The sequence below is a fragment of the Rhodococcus sp. NPDC079359 genome (assembly GCF_040702585.1).
Classification (GTDB): Bacteria; Actinomycetota; Actinomycetes; order Mycobacteriales; family Mycobacteriaceae; genus Rhodococcoides.
Genome location: NZ_JBFBLH010000004.1, coordinates 328,042 through 344,588, shown reverse-complemented (window position 1 = coordinate 344,588; position 16,547 = coordinate 328,042). Strand labels below are relative to the sequence as shown.

Genomic DNA, 16,547 nt, shown 5'->3' with positions numbered 1-16,547 from the left:
TCGAGCTTGATTCGACATTCGATTCGTCTCAGACACACTCGTCTCAATAAAACGGAGTATCACCAGCCATGACCGATTCCACCCCCGACGTCGTCGACGCCACCGGAGCACCCACCGAGGATCCGTTCACCGATCCCGCAGCCGACTGGAGCTTCGAGACCAAGCAGATCCATTCGGGTCAGACACCGGATGGCACCACCAGGGCTCGTGCGTTGCCCATCTACCAGACCACCTCGTACACGTTCGACAACACCGATCACGCCGCCGCCTTGTTCGGTCTGGCCGAGCCCGGCAACATCTACACCCGGATCATCAACCCGACACAGGATGTCGTCGAGCAGCGCATCGCGGCCCTCGAAGGTGGCGTCGCGGCATTGCTCCTCGCGTCGGGGCAGGCCGCCGAGACGTTCGCGATTCTCAACCTCGCCGAGGCGGGCGACCACATCGTGTCGAGTCCGCGGCTCTACGGCGGCACGTACAACCTGTTCCACTACACGCTCCCCAAGCTGGGTATCACCGTCTCGTTCGTCGACGATCCCGACGACCTCGAGCAATGGCGTGCCGCGATCACTCCGTCGACCAAGGCGTTCTACGGCGAGTCGATCTCGAACCCCAAGAACGACATCCTCGATATCCCGGGGATCTCGGCAGTGGCCCACGAGAACGGCATCCCGCTGATCGTGGACAACACCGTGGCGACGCCGTACCTGCTGCAGCCGTTGAAGCACGGTGCCGACATCGTGGTTCACTCGGCGACGAAGTACCTCGGCGGACACGGAACAGCAATCGCGGGCGTCATCGTCGACGGTGGCACGTTCGATTGGACGCAGGGCCGTCATCCCAACTTCACCACCGCGGATCCGAGCTACCACGGCGTCGTGTTCGCCGATCTGGGCGCGCCCGCGTTCGCATTGAAGGCACGCGTCCAGCTGCTGCGTGACATCGGTGCTGCAGTCTCGCCGTTCAACGCCTTCCTCATCAGTCAGGGTCTGGAGACGTTGAGCCTTCGGATCGAGCGGCATGTGGCGAATGCGCAGAAGGTCGCTGCCTTCCTCGCCGGTCGCGACGACGTCGTCTCGATCAACTACGCCGGACTCGAATCGTCGCCGTGGTACCAGCGTGGGCAGGAATTGTTGCCGAAGGGGCAGGGCGCGATCATCGCGTTCGAGCTGAAGGGCGGTGTGGACGCGGGCAAGAAGTTCGTCAACGCTCTCACTCTGCACAGCCACGTCGCTAACATCGGAGACGTGCGCTCACTCGTCATCCACCCCGCATCCACCACGCATTCCCAGCTGACTCCGGAGGAGCAGCTGGCATCGGGCGTCACTCCCGGCCTGGTCCGTCTCGCCGTGGGCATCGAGGGGATCGACGACATCATCGCCGATCTCGAGGTCGGATTCAGCGCGGCGGCATCTTGAGCAACAGCTGCGACACAGGCGTTCGTCCGGAGGCGGTTCTTCCGTCTCCGGACGGGCGGTTGGGCACCATCGACATCGGTGGTCTCGATCTCGAGAACGGCGAGCGAATCCCCCAGGTGACCGTCGCGGTGCAGCGGTGGGGTGAACTCGCCACCGACCGCAGCAACGTCGTACTCGTCGAACACGCCCTCACCGGGGACTCGCACGTGTCCGGTGCGCCGGACGCCGATCACGCTCTGCCCGGGTGGTGGAACGGAATGGTCGGTCCCGGCTGCCCCATCGACACCGACGAGTGGTGCGTCGTGGCGACGAACGTGCTCGGCGGGTGCGGCGGGACCACGGGCCCGAGCAGCGTCTCGCCCGACGGCACTCCCTACGGCTCTCGTTTCCCGGACATCTCCATCCGCGACCAGGTCGCTGCGGAAGCGGCCGTGGCCGACGTCCTCGGAATCGAGCGGTTCGCTGCTGTCGTCGGCGGCTCGATGGGCGGTATGCGCACCCTGGAATGGATCGTGGGACATCCCGACCGAGTGGCGGCGGCGTTGGTCCTCGCGGTCGGTGCCAGGGCGACTGCCGACCAGATCGGCACCCAGACAACACAGATCGCCGCGATCAAAGCCGATCCGGGATGGCTCGGCGGCAACTATCACGACACCGGCACCTCACCGTCGGCCGGACTCGGCATCGCGCGGCGCATCGCGCATCTGACGTACCGGACCGAGAGCGAACTCGACATCAGGTTCGGAAACTCACCGCAGAACGACGAAGACCCGTGGGCCGGTGGCAGGTACTCCGCGCAGAGCTACCTCGAGCATCAGGCTGCCAAGCTCGTCAACCGGTTCGACGCGGCGACGTACGTTCTGCTCAGCGAAGCGATGAACCGACACGACGTAGGCCGTGGCCGCGGCGGAGTGGCCGACGCTCTTGCGTCCACATCTGTCCCGACCATCGTCGGCGGAGTCGACTCCGATCGCCTGTATCCGCTTCGACTGCAGAAGGAGATCGCTCGCGAACTCCCCCAGTGCCGCGGACTCGAAGTGATCCAGTCGCGTGACGGACACGACGGCTTCCTCACCGAGGCCGATTCGGTGGCCAAACTGCTCGCCGAGACGATGGAGCTGGCCCGCCTCGGTCGGCGCTGACACCACACTCGTTCACCGGGCGCTCCAGATCCGAGGTCAGTCGGTTCCCAGCGGATCGATCGATAGCGACAGAAAGACAATGGCTCCGCCGACGCCACCCAGCGCCAACACATCGAACACGCGACTGCGCACTTGCAGTGTGCCGACACGTGTTTCGGGCAGACACAGCCGCAGGACGGCCGCCAGCAGCGCTGCGCATCCGAAGATGAACGCGCCGCGCCGCCAGCGATCGGCCAGCACCAGGATCAGCGCGGCGAGGACGACGACCGAGACTGCGACGATCGGTAGGTTGCGCGCGACTGCCGCGCGAAATCCCGGGTCGGGCTCGCTTCGCTCGTCCTCTGCATCGTTCACGTCGGGTCCGCTCAGCTCTCGGCGGCGACGCGTTCGGCGCGCTCGACGACATTGGTGAGCAGAAAGGCCCGCGTCAGCGGACCGACACCGCCGGGGTTGGGCGAGAGGAAACCTGCCACCTCCGCGACACCGTCGGCGACATCTCCGCGCAATCCGTCCTCGGTGCGGGTCACCCCGACATCGAGCACAGCAGCACCAGGCTTGACCATGTCCGCAGTGATCAATCCGGGTACTCCGGCAGCGGCGATGACGATGTCCGCACGTGAGACCTCGGCGGCCAGATCACGAGTTCCGGTGTGGCACAAAGTAACTGTCGAGTTCTCCGAACGCCTCGTGAGCAGCAGTCCGATGGGTCGCCCGACCGTCACACCGCGGCCGATGACCACCGCGTGCGCGCCGTCGAGAGCAACGTCGTAGCGGCGCAGCAGGTGCACGATCCCGCGAGGTGTGCACGGCAGTGCGGCGTCCTTGCCCAGCACCAGACGGCCGAGGTTGATCGGGTGCAGACCGTCGGCGTCCTTGTCCGGATCGATTCGCTCGAGCGCAGCGTTCTCGTCGAGATGCTTCGGCAACGGCAGTTGGACGATGTAGCCGGTGCATTCGGGGTTGGCATTGAGTTCGTCGATCACGGCCTCGAGATCTGCCTGGGTGATGTCCGCGGGTAGGTCGCGACGAATCGACGTGATGCCTACCTTGGCGCAGTCGTTGTGCTTGCCCCGGACGTACGCAGCCGAACCCGGATCGTCGCCCACCAATACGGTCGCCAGACCTGGGGTGATGCCCTTCTCACGCAGCGCTGCCACGCGGGCGGTGAGATCGACGAATATCTCGTCACGGGTCGCTTTGCCATCGAGAATCGTTGCAGTCACCCGGTCATTGTTCCAGGTTCTGCGTCAGCAGCGGCGCACCGGTCCGATCACCGCCGTCAGCCCTCGACCACGAGCCCGTGCGCTCCTGCATATGCGACGGCCTGCATCAGCTCGATCTTCGCGTTGCGCACGCTCGCGCTGACCCACAGCGATGCGTCGGCGACGGCTCCGCGCAGATCTGCCTCGTCGAACTTCGCGTCGACGGTGCGGGCACCGGTGAAATCGACCGATCGCACCGTGGCCTTGCGGAAGTCTGCGGATACCAGGTTGGCCTCCCGCATTCGGCACCCCGTCAGATCGAGACCACGAAGGTCGGCCCTACCCAAAGACGCGAGGGTGAAGTCGACCTCGTCGTACGTCGCGGGACGCATGCGACTGTCGACGAACATCGATCCCATCAGAGTCGAATGACGAAAAGTACTGTGCTGCAGATTGGTACGAGTGAAAGTGCACGATCGAAATGCGGAGTTCGTGTGAATCGATTCGGTGAGGTCCGTGCCGGTGAAGTCGCATTCGGTGAACACCACCGAGTCGGTTCGGACGCCGCTCATGTCCGCATCGCGAAAGGTGCACCGAACGAACTGCCTACCGGTCCACTCCTGCCCGTCCAGTCGCGTGTCGGAAAAGTCTTCACCGATCGTCTGTTCGTCGTCCACCTGCCCCATACTTCCCGGGCTCGAGATGGCAGAGTGAACCGGGTGTTTCGACTCATGTTCTTCGAGCCCCGCATCCCACAGAACACCGGCAACGCGATTCGCCTGGTCGCCGGGACCGGCTGCGAACTGCACCTGGTGGGTCCGCTCGGCTTCGACATGTCCGAGCCGAAGCTCAAGCGGGCAGGCTTGGACTACCACGACCTGGCGTCGGTGACGGTGCACGATGACCTACCCTCGGCGTGGGCCGCGCTGGCGCCGACTCGCGTGTTCGCCTACACCGCCCACGCGGACCGGTCCTACGCCGACGTCGCATACGAACCCGGCGACGTCCTCCTGTTCGGACCGGAACCCACTGGATTGCCCGACGACGTTCTGGACGACCCGCACGTGACCGATCGACTGCGAATCCCGATGATTCCCGGCCGCCGATCGTTGAACCTGGCGAACGCGGCAGCAGTGACGATGTACGAGGCATGGCGCCAGCACGGATACGAAGGCAGCGTCTGAAGGGTTGGCGTTCGAGCTCGCTCGAAGCCCTGGCTGTCGGAGCGCGCGCTGACCGAAGGTGCGTTGGCGGCAAGCGAAACTGTGGTCGCGTCGGATCGTGAGTTCAGGTCTTCGACCATCGACGCAGACGGCCAGCATCTTCGGTCTCGGAGGTGAAACTGATTGTGAGCGTCGACAAATCGATCCGGTACGCGAGGTAGTTCTTCTGTGACACCGACCTGTCGAGTTCGCCCTGTCGGCTCGACCGTGTCGATTCCACCTCGACGAGATCGGCAGTATTCGACGCGGCCGCGGTCGGATCGTCGGCGATCAGCGAGAGCCGTCCGGTAACGATTTCCTTGCATTCGATCGGCGCCGGGGCCCGCTGCCGGGCGGAGTCGACTGCCATCTCGTGCGCGAGCGCCGGCCCTGCCAGAGAAGTCGAACAGTCAAGTGGTGGAGGCACATTCGATGGATCGGGAGCGGAGCACAACAGCAACACGAACGCGCATCCGGGTACCGCGACCGCTGCAGTCAGGGTGCGGGGAACCGGACTTCTACGACGATTCATCCCCGGACGCCAGCGGCACCGTTACACAAACCTCACCGGCTTGCTGCCATGGACTCGCGGGGCGGGGTACCGTGTGCCGCACCGGCCCGTTTCGCTCGTGAAGGAGCTTTCTTTTGTTCTCTGTTTCCCTCCCCCGTCTCTCGTCCTCCAACTCCTCCTCCGCGCGCACGTCCAGTCGGTTCGGTAGTCGAATTGCCCGCACCGCAGCAATATTCGCCATGGGCTCGGGATTGACGGTTGCAGCCCTGTCGGGCACGGCCACTGCGTCGGCAGCCCCCGTCAACTGTGTGTCTCCGCCCTCGGCCAACGACATCCAGGTCGACGACACCGCGAGCTGCGAAGCAACCTCGAACGGAACCGGACGGGCCACCGCAGGTGCTGCCGACAGCGGCACCGCAGTCAGCGTCAACGACGGCCCGGGCTCGACGACCACCTATGCCAACGGATACGGCGTCGCCCTCGGAGCGAGCAAGAATGCAGGGACGGCGTACGCACTGGCACTCGGCGGCGGAATCGCTCACTCGTGGGCAGACGCCGGACAGACGACACTCGCTGTCGCCGGGTGGGGATCGGGCGCTACCTCCGAGGCTCAGGGCGTCGACTGCGTCGGCCCCCTGTCACTGGCACTGAACCTCACGAGCGGCCAGTTCTGCGTCCTCGGTAGCTGATCGTCCGGTTGCAGACACAAATCCGGTCTACGGAGCCGATTACCCCGACACGAACTCGTCGAGGTAATCGGCTCCTCCTACTTAGACGGTGTGACCGGACCTCCTGAACCGCTCGGCACATCCTTCGGGGAGCCGCGGAGCGGTCCGTTCGGTTTGCTCGAGGACTCCGACGAGCACCTATTGCCTCCCCGAGACTTGGCAATGATTTGGGGCCGGCCACTCGAACCAGTCTGGCGATGGGCGCAACGATGGAACGAGGGTGCCGGCCCCGATCACCAGCTCTGACCAGCAAGTTAGCCGCCCCGACCCGCCTTTCCGTTCTTGTCGGTGGGTCGAGATAGTCTTCTTTCAGTTCGAACGCACGTTCTGAAATGTTGCTCACCAGGGGGTGAAAAAATGGGTGCAATCCCGACCGTGTCACTGGAGGCGTTGACCGCTGCCGCGCATGAGGAAAATCGGCAGGCGGCCCGCAAGATCACCGCCTGCTATCGCGTGCACTGCGACTGGATCACCCGCGACATCAAGCACAAGCACTACAGCCGATACGGACGCACCGAAATGGCAGTGGCATTGGGCTGCTCCGCGACCGTCGCCGAAGCGTATGTCTCCGTCGGCGTCGCCCTGCACACGCGGATGCCGCTGCTGCGGGCAGCCTTCGAGACCGGCGATATCGACCTTCCCCGCGTGCGGACGGTGTGCCGGATCCTCGACAATCTTTCCGACGACATCGTCACCCGCGTCGAAGCCGAGGTGGTCGAGGCGGCGAGGAGGTCGTCCCCTGGTCCGCTCGAACAGGCGATCTGGGACATCCTGCTGCGCGTGGCACCCGAGGAAGCCGCGGCGTTGCGGGAGTTCGCGAAGAAGTTCCGGACCGTCACCTACAGTCCCGCCGGCGAACTCGCCCGCATCCGAGCCGAGCTGACCGCACCCGAGGCCGCCGCCGCATGGCAACTCCTCGAGGAGATGGCCGATACTCTCTGCCCGAAAGACCCGCGCGGGAAGAAAGAACGCCTGTGCGATGCGTTCATGGCCCGCATGCACGGCGAACCCCGACTGGCTTGCCTGTGCCAACGCGAGGATTGCCCGAAGAAAGACACAGCGTTGCCGGATCGGCGGGTGCCGCTCACGATGATCACCGTCGACATCGCCACCCTCATCGGACTACTCGCCAACCCCGCCTACCTCGCCGGGCACGGTTCCATCGACCCCGACCTCGCGCGAGAGTTGGCACGCAGCAGTCACTGGCAGATCCTGCTCACCGAAGCAGTGACGCTGGCGGAGAAACTCGGGCTCGCTGTGCAGAACCCGGACACCGGGGAATGGGAACGAACACCGAAAAACCCCACGCCGGAAACAGAAGAAGATACGGATCCGCCGACGAACACCGACCCGGCAGCATCAACGGCATCGGCAGCAAGCAGGACCGAGACTCGCACAGACACAGCATCGGCAACGGACTCCGAGACCGGATGCGGCACTTCCACCGATACCGATGCGACCACTGCACCGGAAACGGAACCGGCGAACGAATCCGCCGCAAGCAATGACCCCGCCACCGAATCAACCACCGCACCATCACCCACCCCAGCTTCTTCGCCGACAAGCGTGACGGCAACGACCACCTCGCCCTCGCCGACAAGCGTGACGGCAACGGCCACTGCGCCAGCACCGGCGACAGCAGCGGACTCGGCCTCCGGCCCGGGGACAAATCCCGGCCGTGGCTCCGATGCAGCACAAGCACCTGCGCCGATTGCGGAGACGGCACCCAACGTTGCGTCCGATACACGTTCAGCTGCAACACAACACGAACGGTCCGACACCACAACGGCGGCACCGACGGATGAAACTTCACCAGCAATGGAGGACGGACCATCGAGTCCGAGCGCTGACACATCCCCACACACAGCTGACAGCCGCGACAACCAGCGTCGCCCGCAATCGCTGACCTCCGCCGCAGCCCTGTTCTGCACCCACACACCCCTCGGCCGGGGCACACGGCACAGCTCTGCCCTCGACCTGGACGACATCAGACATCCCGCCCGCAACATGAGAGCACTCGACCTCCGCTCGGCAATCCGGCTGGACAACCCGACGATCCCCACTGCAGGCCACACACCCGCAAACCGCACGCCCTCAGGCATCTACCTCGGCAACGCATCGCTGGCCGCGGCTCTCGAAGCCGCCATCGCCGCCGACCCCACCCTCGGAAAATCCGTCCCCCGCGACCCACTCACCGACCGCGCCCTGATCTACCGACCCGACACCCTCACCACCGCAGCCGTCCGACTACGCGACAAACACTGCCGCTTCCCCGGCTGCCACCGACCCGCCACACGCTGCCAACTCGACCACATAGTGCCCTTCGACCACGCCAACCCTCGCGGCGGCGGCTGGACCACCCTCAACAACCTCCAATGCCTCTGCGACTACCACCACACCGTCAAAACCGCCGGCTACTGGACAGCCGTCATGCTCCCCGGCGGAGCCATCCTCTGGACCTCCACCTCGAAAACCACCCGAATCACCCTGCCCACCAATGGCACAGCCGTACCCATCCTCGGCAACGACCTCAGACCACACATCCCCACCACACCGAAACGATCCGGCCACATCGCCTACCCCAACCCACCCGACAACCAACAGCCCGAAACAGAACCCCCAGCCGAAGACACCGACACCCCGCCCTTCTGAAGATCGGAGTTTCACGGAAGTACGGCGAACCCATGCCGCGCGTGCACCAGGGTCGGGGAGCCGAACCCCGCTACACGAACCCGCTCGGCCCCGACCGTCGCCGACCGTCGCCGAACGTCGACGTCGGCCCACGCGGCCTGCAGAGTGGCCCTCGCTGATCGACCGGCATACTCGAGAAATGAGCAATCCACGTGCAACCGCTCGCCCCCGAGCACTGACGTTGCACGGCCGCATCAGAGTGTTGACGATGAGCGTGGCGGCCCTGGCAGTCGCCGTCAGTGCTCTCGCGATCTATCTCGTCGCGGAGCAGGCCCTCCGCTCACAGATCGCGGACCGCGTGGAACGCAACAGCGACGCCATTATTGCCAGCGCGGCAACGGGGGTTCCGGCCAATCTGCTCGGCTTCGCCATCGGAGACACCGAGGGCACCGCGGTGAAGGTCGCCTTCGCGACGACTGACGGCGCATTGGTGACGTCGACGAACGGCTCCGAGCCGTTCACCAATTCCGATGGCGTTCTGGACGCCGCGGAAAGATCGGTCATCGACGGCGACACCGATCAGTCCCTGCGCGAGGCGCGGGGCTATTACATTTCGGCCAAGCGCACCGACTCAGGCGAAACGATCCTGGTGGCCGAATCGCTCAGCGCGGCGTCACCGCTACTCGGCAAACTCACGCTCGCCCTGGTCCTGGTCGGTGCGTTTCTCGTCGCACTGGCAGGTGTCGCGGGTGCCGCCGTGGCACGCACCGGACTCCGCCCGGTCAGGCGACTGCGGGCCGGTACCGAACGTGTTGCCCGCACGGGAGACTTCGAGCCCATCGACGTCAACGGAGACGACGAACTGGCATCTCTGGCCAACAGCTTCAACGAGATGTTGGCTTCCCTGTCTCGTTCACGAGCACGGCAGGGTCAGCTGATCATCGATGCCGGCGCGGAACTGATGGAGCCGCTGACAGCGTTACGCACCAACATCGATCTACTGATGTCACTCGACCGGCCGGACACTCCGGACATGCCGGAGGACCAGCAGGACCGATTGCGCGTCGAAGTCATCGCTCAGATGGACGTCATCATCGGGCTGGTGCACGACCTGGTCGACCATGCCCGGGAGCCCTCGCCGACCCCTCGGTGACGGCCGAGAACTTTCAGGACGAGAGCCGCACGCCGGTCAGGTGTTCCGAGGCGTCCCAGAGGCGACGCGCATCGTCCATCCTGCGCATCGGCTTCCACATGCCGACCTCGGTCGGTGGCCCGCCGATGACTCGCTTGGGGCCGAAGAACTGATCCCCACCTGCGTCGCTACCAGCGGCCGCAACCAATCCCGGCTGAGCTGCGCTGTCCACAGTGCCGGCAATGCCGAGGCGGGCAAGAACGCCGATCAATCGTCGGCCGGCAGAATCCTTCGGTCGCCCCAATCCCGGTTGTGCCGCAAGCAGATTGGTCGGCGAAATCCCCGGGTGAGCGATATTGCTGGTGATTCCCCAGCCGCCTGCCCTACTACGAGCCTCGAGTTCACGTGCGAACAGAGCCACCGCGAGCTTGGATTGGCTGTAGGCCTTCATGACGTCGTAGGAACGCTCCCAATCGAGGTCGTCCCAATTGATGGTCGCCGATCGCGCCGCGATGCTCGTCTGATGGGTGACCCGCGCACTACCCTTCCGCAGCAGCGGCAGCAGACCGAGGGTGAGCGCGAAATGGCCGAGGTGATTGGTACCGAACTGCAGCTCGAACCCATCCCGGGTGACCTGACGCTCGGGCGGCTGCATGACGCCGGCGTTGTTGACGAGAATGTCGATCGACCGGCCTTCCGAGACGAGTTCGCTCGCCAACGCTGCCACCGAGTTCAGTGACGACAGATCCAACGTGCGGGTGCTGATCTGTGCGCCGGGTACTGCGGTCCGGATCGACTCGGCAGCACGCTCCCCCTTGGCGGCCGAGCGGACCGGCATGACGACCTCGGCACCGGAGCGGGCGAGTTGCGTGGCGATGACCGTTCCGATCCCGTCGCTTGCTCCCGTGACGACGGCAATCTTCCCCGTCAGATCGGGAAGTGAGGTGTGTGCTTCGCGGCCCATGACAATCTCCTGTGCTGGTGTCGATCTGCGGATTCGATCTGCAGAACCCATGTTCGACGATCACCACGAGCTCATCCAGGACTTCCCGATCCACTGATACGACCGAGACCGTGGATCACGTCAGGACAGAACCTGAGTTCCCACCACCGCGAGCAGCTCCAACTTGGCGTAGCTTTCGCTGCCGGGGACTGCCGTGTACACCAGCAGACGATGCGCTTGCTCGGGGTCCAGAAGGGTCTGACAGTTCAGCTCCAGCAGACCGACCGTCGGGTGCAGAAATCGCTTGAAATCGGGCGGGCGTACCCCCACTTCGCGTTTCGCCCACAGGGTTCGAAATTCCTCGCTGACCTCGAGTAGCTCTGCGGACAGGTGCGCAGCTGTCGAGTTGGGTCCGCGAAGAGTGACGATTTCGCGCAGACCCGACGCGTACACCCGAGACAGCGCTGCCCGCTCCTCGGGCGGATACGACTGCCGGGCCTCGGGGTCTGTGAACCAGCGATACCCCAGACTTCGCTCGGGGCCGGTGCGCTGCGAGGCACCGCCGGTCAGTGCCGCGCCCAGCGGCGTCTGACGGAGCGTTTCTCCGAGTTCGGACACGATCTCGGCGGGCGTGTCGTTCAGCCGATCCAGAATGCGTAGTAGTCCTGGGCTGATGTGGTCGCTCGACGACCCGCGCACGGGAGGATTGTGCCCGGCGAGCCGGAACACGTGATCACGCTCGCCGAGCGACAGATGCAATCCCTGCGCGATGGAGGCGATCATCTGAGTCGACGGGGCAGGTCCGCTGGCCCGTTCGAGTCGTGCGTAATAGTCGGTCGACATGTGGCTCAGCTCTGCGACCTCCTCACGGCGGAGGCCTTGCGTGCGTCTGCGCTGCCCCCGTGGCAGACCGACGTCCTCCGGCTGCAACGACTGCCGTCGCTGCCGGAGAAACGCTGCCAATTCCGGTCGATCGATCACGTCGGTTCCTTCTTTCCCGTGCGTGCGCATCGCGTCTGCAGTGCATTGTGCCTGCTGCGCGATGGTTATTGTCGAGAGATGAATGCTCCCTTGACCGTCGTCACCGGCGGTAGTCGCGGAATCGGCGCGGCGGTGTCCAGGCGGCTGGTGGCCGACGGGCACGATGTGGTGATCGGCTATCGCTCCGACGCCACTGCCGCGGAAGCGTTGGCCGCCGAATTGTCGACCGACGGCCGAACGGTGATTGCCGTGCAAGCCGATACCACCGACGAGCAGGCGGTGATCGATCTGTTCACCGCAGCCGCCGAGATCGGCGCAGTCACCGGTCTGGTGAACAACGCCGGTTCGGCGCGCGCCGTGGGCGCGCTGGTGGACAACGACATCGAGACCATCAGAGCGGATCTCGACGTCAACCTCGTCGGGGTTCTCACCTGCTGCAAGTACGCGATCGCGGCGATGGCCGAATCGGGTGGCTCTATCGTCAACATCTCCTCCGCCGCCGCGACCCTGGGCAGTCCGGGCATGTACGTCCACTACGCGGCAGCCAAGGCCGCGGTCGATACACTGACGGTCGGACTGTCGAAAGAAGTTGCCGCGCAGAACATCCGCGTCAACGCAGTGGCACCCGGGATCATCGAGACCGACTTCCACCGAGATCGAGATCGGCCACAGAAGATGGCGTCGAGCATTCCCCTCGGTCGCCCCGGTGTGCCGGACGAGATCGGCGGTGCGGTGTCGTGGTTGTTGTCCGAGGATGCGCGATACGCGACCGGAACCGTCATCAGGGTGGCCGGCGGAATGTGAGTACGTCGACTCCTCTATCGAGGGGCGATGCGGTGCAGCGCCACATCCGTCAGCGCACCACCTTCGGCCGTGGCCGTCATGTACGTACAGAACGGTTGCCGACGCCGATCCGTCGGTGATCCCGGGTTGAGCAGCCGTAGGCCGTTGTCCGCGACCGTGTCCCACGGTATGTGACTGTGGCCGAACACGAGCACGTCCGTCTCCGGGTACGCCGCTGCCATTCGTCGTTCACGTCCCGTCGCGGCACCGGTCTCGTGCACCACGCTGAATCGGACTCCGCCGAGCACGACGTCGGCGCGTTCGGGCATCAGAGCCCGCAACTCTTCGCCGTCGTTGTTGCCCCAGCATGCAACCAGTCGACGCGACCGCTGCGAGAGTTGCTCGAACGCAGCCAGGTTCACCCAGTCGCCTGCATGGATCACCACATCGGCGTCGTCCACAGCCGACCACACCTCGGCGGGGAGATCACGAGCGCGCTTCGGGAGATGAGTGTCGGCAATCAGCAGTAGCTTCACCCCTCGATTGTGCACGTCGCCGATCAACGGAAGTCCCTGGATCTGGATGCGACTCGAAGATCCATCAGTTGCAGATGATCGGCCACCACGGTCACCGCACCCTCGGCGTTCTGCACCTTTCCCCGAATCAGCAACGCCGGAGCCGTGATCGCCAGCTTGCGGTACTTGGCCCACAATCCGACCGAGCACACCACGTTGACCATCCCGGTCTCGTCCTCGAGGTTGATGAACGTGACGCCTCCGGCAGTTGCCGGCCGCTGGCGATGCGTCACCGCTCCGCCGACCAGCACTCGGTCTCCGTCCGGAATCTGCAGCAGCCGGTTCGCGGGAATCACGCCGAGCGAATCGAGCCGATCTCGAAAGAACTGCGTGGGATAGGAATTCGGTGACACACCTGTTGCCCAGACGTCGGCCGAGGCCAGATCGAGATCCGACATTCCCGGTAGCGCAGGCGCTTTCGTCGACGCTCCGATGCCGGGGAGCAGTCCCGGACGCTCCCCCGCCGCTGCACCCGCAGCCCACAGTGCCTCTCGGCGAGTGATGCCGAAGCACCCGAGTGCACCTGCCGTCGCCAGCGATTCCGCCTGCGCCACCGACAGTTCGACGCGTCCCGTCAGGTCCAGGAACGAGGTGTAGAGCCCGTGTGCGTCTCGTGCGTCGACGATCTTCTGGGCCACTGCGGTCCCGATGAACTTCACATCGGCCAACCCCATGCGAATCTCGAGGCCGTTCGCCTCGAGATTCGCATGGCCGAGACTGGCGTTCACGTCTGCACCGTGGACGAGCACACCGTGCCGCCTGGCGTCGGCGACCAGGGATTGCGGCGAGTAGAAACCCATCGGTTGAGCGCGCAGCAGGCCGGCACAGAATGCCGCCGGGTGGTGCAGCTTGAACCACGAGGAGTAGAACACCAGTGAGGCGAAACTCTGCGAATGGCTTTCGGGGAAGCCGAAATTGGCGAATGCGGACAGCTTTTCGTAGATTCGGTCTGCCGCCGCGCCGGTGATGCCGTGAAGATCGCGCATCCCGTCGTAGAACCGCCCACGCAGCAGTTCCATCTTCTCCGGTGATCGCTTCGACCCCATCGCACGGCGCAGTTGATCGGCGTCGGCGGCACTGAAGCCGGCGACGTCGATGGCCATCTGCATCAGCTGTTCCTGGAACAGCGGCACTCCGAGTGTTCGATCGAGTGCCTTCTTGAGCGACGGATGCTCGAAGATCACCGGCTCGAGTCCGTTGCGGCGCTTGATGTACGGGTGCACCGAACCACCCTGGATCGGACCGGGACGGATCAGCGCGACCTCGACCACCAGATCGTAGAAGTTGCGCGGCTTGAGCCGCGGCAGAGTGGCCATCTGCGCGCGGGACTCGACCTGGAACACCCCGACCGAATCGGCTCGCTGGAGCATCTCGTACACCGCGGGCTCGGACAGGTCGATCGAGGCGAGTTCGATATCGATGCCCTTGTGCTCGGCGATCAGGTCCATCATGTAGTGCAGCGCCGAGAGCATGCCGAGCCCGAGCATGTCGAACTTCACCAAACCCACTGCGGCACAGTCGTCCTTGTCCCACTGGAGCACACTGCGATTCTCCATCGTCGCCCATTCCACCGGGCAGACGTCCGCGATCGGCCGATCGCAGATCACCATGCCACCGGAGTGAATGCCGAGGTGCCGCGGGAAGCCCTCGATCTGCCGCGCGAGTTCGAGAACCGATTCGGGAATACCGTCGCCCTCCTGATCACCGATTCCGGACCAGCGGGTGATCTGCTTGCTCCATGCGTCCTGCTGCCCCTGCGAGAAGCCGAGCGCACGGGCCATGTCTCGCACGGACGACTTGCCGCGGTAGGTGATGACGTTGGCCACCTGAGCGGCATGAGTGCGGCCGTACTTGGCGTAGACGTGTTGGATCGCCTCTTCTCGACGATCGGATTCGATGTCGATGTCGATGTCCGGCGGCCCGTCGCGCTCGGGTGCGAGGAACCGCTCGAACAGCAGCTTGTTCGCCACCGGGTCGACGTTGGTGATGCCGATCGCGAAGCAGACAGCCGAGTTGGCCGCCGAACCTCTTCCCTGACAGAGGATGTCGTGTGTCTTGCAGAAGTGGACGATGTCGTGGACCACCAGGAAATAGCCGGGGAATTCGAGCCTCTCGATGATGTCGAGCTCGTACTCCAGCTGCGAATAGGCCGCCGGGTTCGCCGACTGCGAGCCGTACCGACGGGCGGCCCCCTCGAACGTGAGTCGACGCAGATAGCTGATCTCGGTGTACCCGTCGGGCACCTCGAAGGGCGGGAGGCGTGGCGCGATCAGCTTCAGATCGAACGAACACTCACGACCGAGCTCGACGGCACCGCGCACCGCGCCCGGATAGTGCTCGAACAGTTCCGCCATCTCCGCTCCGGACCGTAGATGTCCGCCGCCGGTCGGTGCCAACCAACCGGCAGCCTCGTCCAAACTGCTCCGAGCGCGCACAGCGGCCATCGCCATGGCCAATCTCCTGCTGCGCGGACCGGCGTAGTGCGCGGCCGTGGTGGCGATCGTCGGAAGACCGTACTTTCGAGCCAGCATCGCCAGCGCATCGTTGCGCTCGTCGTCGTCGGCAATTCCGTGCCGGGTGAGTTCGACGGTGACGCGATCGGCCCCGAAGCGATCGACGAGAGTGCGCAGCGCGGACTCGGCCGCCTCCGGGCCACCGCGCGAGAGTGCCTGCCGAACATGGCCCTTTCGGCAACCGGTGAGAATCTGCCAGTGCCCGCCCGCCGCTTCGGTGAGTTCGTCGATGTCGTACTGAGGCTTGCCTTTGACCCCGCCGGCCAGGTGTGCGGCCGCGATCCGACGCGAGAGCCGGCGATACCCCTCCTGGCCGCGAGCGAGCACCAGTAGATGAGTGCCGTCGGGATCGGTCTCCCCGGCTCGGGATCGATGTGTGTCCAGTGAGAGTTCGGCACCGAACACGGTTCCGATGCCGAGAGCTCTGGCCGCCTCGGCGAAGCGCACGACCCCGTAGAAACCGTCGTGATCGGTGATGGCGATGGACTCGAGGCCCAGGCTTACCGCCTCCTCGACCATCTCCTCGGGCTGCGAGGCACCGTCGAGAAAGCTGAACGCCGAGTGCGCATGCAATTCTGCATACGGCGTCGTGGACAGCGCGGGCTTGTCGATGGTGCGGTCGTAGACGTCCCGCTTTCGCGACCAAGCCGGGCTGTCGCCGCCGTCGCCCTCGGCCGCCGGCTTGGGACGTCCGGACAGGACGCGCTCCATCTCCGACCACGTGGGTGGTCCGTCGTTCCATCCCATCGAGCCCTCCCCTCACCACATCGCCGTTGCATCGAACAC

Annotated in this window: 15 protein-coding genes; 7 read left to right on the top strand and 8 right to left on the bottom strand. The window is 65.0% G+C overall.

From position 1 onward, the window contains the following. Nucleotides 1–68: 68 nt before the first annotated feature. Nucleotides 69–1,418 carry a bifunctional o-acetylhomoserine/o-acetylserine sulfhydrylase gene (locus tag AB0362_RS12680; protein WP_082323496.1) on the top strand — a complete coding sequence of 450 codons (1,350 nt, stop codon included), beginning with the start codon at nucleotides 69–71 and terminating at the stop codon, nucleotides 1,416–1,418. Next, nucleotides 1,415–2,560: a homoserine O-acetyltransferase gene (locus AB0362_RS12675; RefSeq protein WP_317532273.1), complete on the top strand. Its 1,146-nt coding sequence runs from the start codon at nucleotides 1,415–1,417 to the stop codon at nucleotides 2,558–2,560. Before AB0362_RS12680 ends, AB0362_RS12675 begins: the two co-directional genes overlap by 4 nt. Before the next feature lie 36 nt (nucleotides 2,561–2,596). On the opposite strand, the gene AB0362_RS12670 is transcribed toward AB0362_RS12675, so the two are convergent. From AB0362_RS12670 to AB0362_RS12660, 3 genes are read right to left on the bottom strand one after another with little or no spacing between them, the layout of a single operon-like run. Further along, entirely contained in the window at nucleotides 2,597–2,914 is a 318-nt protein-coding gene (locus tag AB0362_RS12670; RefSeq protein WP_068051743.1) for a DUF3017 domain-containing protein, read from the bottom strand. A gap of 11 nt (nucleotides 2,915–2,925) precedes the next feature. Then, the gene (locus tag AB0362_RS12665) at nucleotides 2,926–3,783 is read right to left on the bottom strand and encodes a bifunctional methylenetetrahydrofolate dehydrogenase/methenyltetrahydrofolate cyclohydrolase (RefSeq protein WP_317532272.1); all 858 of its coding nucleotides are present in this window, start codon (nucleotides 3,781–3,783) and stop codon (nucleotides 2,926–2,928) included. Nucleotides 3,784–3,839: 56 nt separating this feature from the next. Beyond that, nucleotides 3,840–4,448, bottom strand: coding sequence for a pentapeptide repeat-containing protein (locus AB0362_RS12660; protein ID WP_317532271.1), 609 nt, complete (start codon nucleotides 4,446–4,448; stop codon nucleotides 3,840–3,842). A 33-nt stretch (nucleotides 4,449–4,481) separates the two neighbouring features. On the opposite strand from AB0362_RS12660, the gene AB0362_RS12655 reads away from it, so the two are divergent. Then, the gene (locus AB0362_RS12655; protein ID WP_317532270.1) at nucleotides 4,482–4,946 is read left to right on the top strand and encodes a tRNA (cytidine(34)-2'-O)-methyltransferase; all 465 of its coding nucleotides are present in this window, start codon (nucleotides 4,482–4,484) and stop codon (nucleotides 4,944–4,946) included. Between the two features lie 103 nt (nucleotides 4,947–5,049). Here AB0362_RS12655 and AB0362_RS12650 read toward each other — a convergent pair whose 3' ends face one another. Then, complete coding sequence (locus tag AB0362_RS12650) at nucleotides 5,050–5,334, bottom strand: DUF4349 domain-containing protein (RefSeq protein ID WP_317808744.1); 285 nt, start codon at nucleotides 5,332–5,334, stop codon at nucleotides 5,050–5,052. A gap of 275 nt (nucleotides 5,335–5,609) precedes the next feature. Here AB0362_RS12650 and AB0362_RS12645 point away from each other — a divergent pair, with 275 nt between their 5' ends. The 3 genes from AB0362_RS12645 to AB0362_RS12635 all read left to right on the top strand — a co-directional run bounded on the left by AB0362_RS12645 (nucleotide 5,610) and on the right by AB0362_RS12635 (nucleotide 9,987). Beyond that, nucleotides 5,610–6,164 carry a DUF6764 family protein gene (locus AB0362_RS12645; protein WP_317532268.1) on the top strand — a complete coding sequence of 185 codons (555 nt, stop codon included), beginning with the start codon at nucleotides 5,610–5,612 and terminating at the stop codon, nucleotides 6,162–6,164. A 396-nt stretch (nucleotides 6,165–6,560) separates the two neighbouring features. Continuing rightward, complete coding sequence (locus AB0362_RS12640) at nucleotides 6,561–8,855, top strand: DUF222 domain-containing protein (protein WP_317532267.1); 2,295 nt, start codon at nucleotides 6,561–6,563, stop codon at nucleotides 8,853–8,855. Between the two features lie 178 nt (nucleotides 8,856–9,033). After that, entirely contained in the window at nucleotides 9,034–9,987 is a 954-nt protein-coding gene (locus AB0362_RS12635; protein ID WP_149405376.1) for a HAMP domain-containing protein, read from the top strand. A 13-nt stretch (nucleotides 9,988–10,000) separates the two neighbouring features. On the opposite strand, the gene AB0362_RS12630 is transcribed toward AB0362_RS12635, so the two are convergent. Together AB0362_RS12630 and AB0362_RS12625 are read right to left on the bottom strand one after the other, a co-directional pair. After that, nucleotides 10,001–10,930: an SDR family oxidoreductase gene (locus AB0362_RS12630; RefSeq protein WP_317532266.1), complete on the bottom strand. Its 930-nt coding sequence runs from the start codon at nucleotides 10,928–10,930 to the stop codon at nucleotides 10,001–10,003. Between the two features lie 120 nt (nucleotides 10,931–11,050). Then, the gene (locus tag AB0362_RS12625) at nucleotides 11,051–11,890 is read right to left on the bottom strand and encodes a helix-turn-helix transcriptional regulator (protein WP_317784064.1); all 840 of its coding nucleotides are present in this window, start codon (nucleotides 11,888–11,890) and stop codon (nucleotides 11,051–11,053) included. Between the two features lie 78 nt (nucleotides 11,891–11,968). Here AB0362_RS12625 and AB0362_RS12620 point away from each other — a divergent pair, with 78 nt between their 5' ends. After that, nucleotides 11,969–12,694 (top strand): SDR family oxidoreductase, encoded by a 726-nt coding sequence (locus AB0362_RS12620; protein WP_317784063.1) that lies wholly within the window; start codon nucleotides 11,969–11,971, stop codon nucleotides 12,692–12,694. Between the two features lie 14 nt (nucleotides 12,695–12,708). Here the strand turns inward: AB0362_RS12620 and AB0362_RS12615 are convergent, their stop codons facing one another. Beyond that, nucleotides 12,709–13,209 (bottom strand): metallophosphoesterase, encoded by a 501-nt coding sequence (locus AB0362_RS12615; RefSeq protein ID WP_317784062.1) that lies wholly within the window; start codon nucleotides 13,207–13,209, stop codon nucleotides 12,709–12,711. A gap of 23 nt (nucleotides 13,210–13,232) precedes the next feature. Further along, entirely contained in the window at nucleotides 13,233–16,508 is a 3,276-nt protein-coding gene (locus tag AB0362_RS12610) for an error-prone DNA polymerase (protein ID WP_317808743.1), read from the bottom strand. Nucleotides 16,509–16,547: the final 39 nt, after the last annotated feature.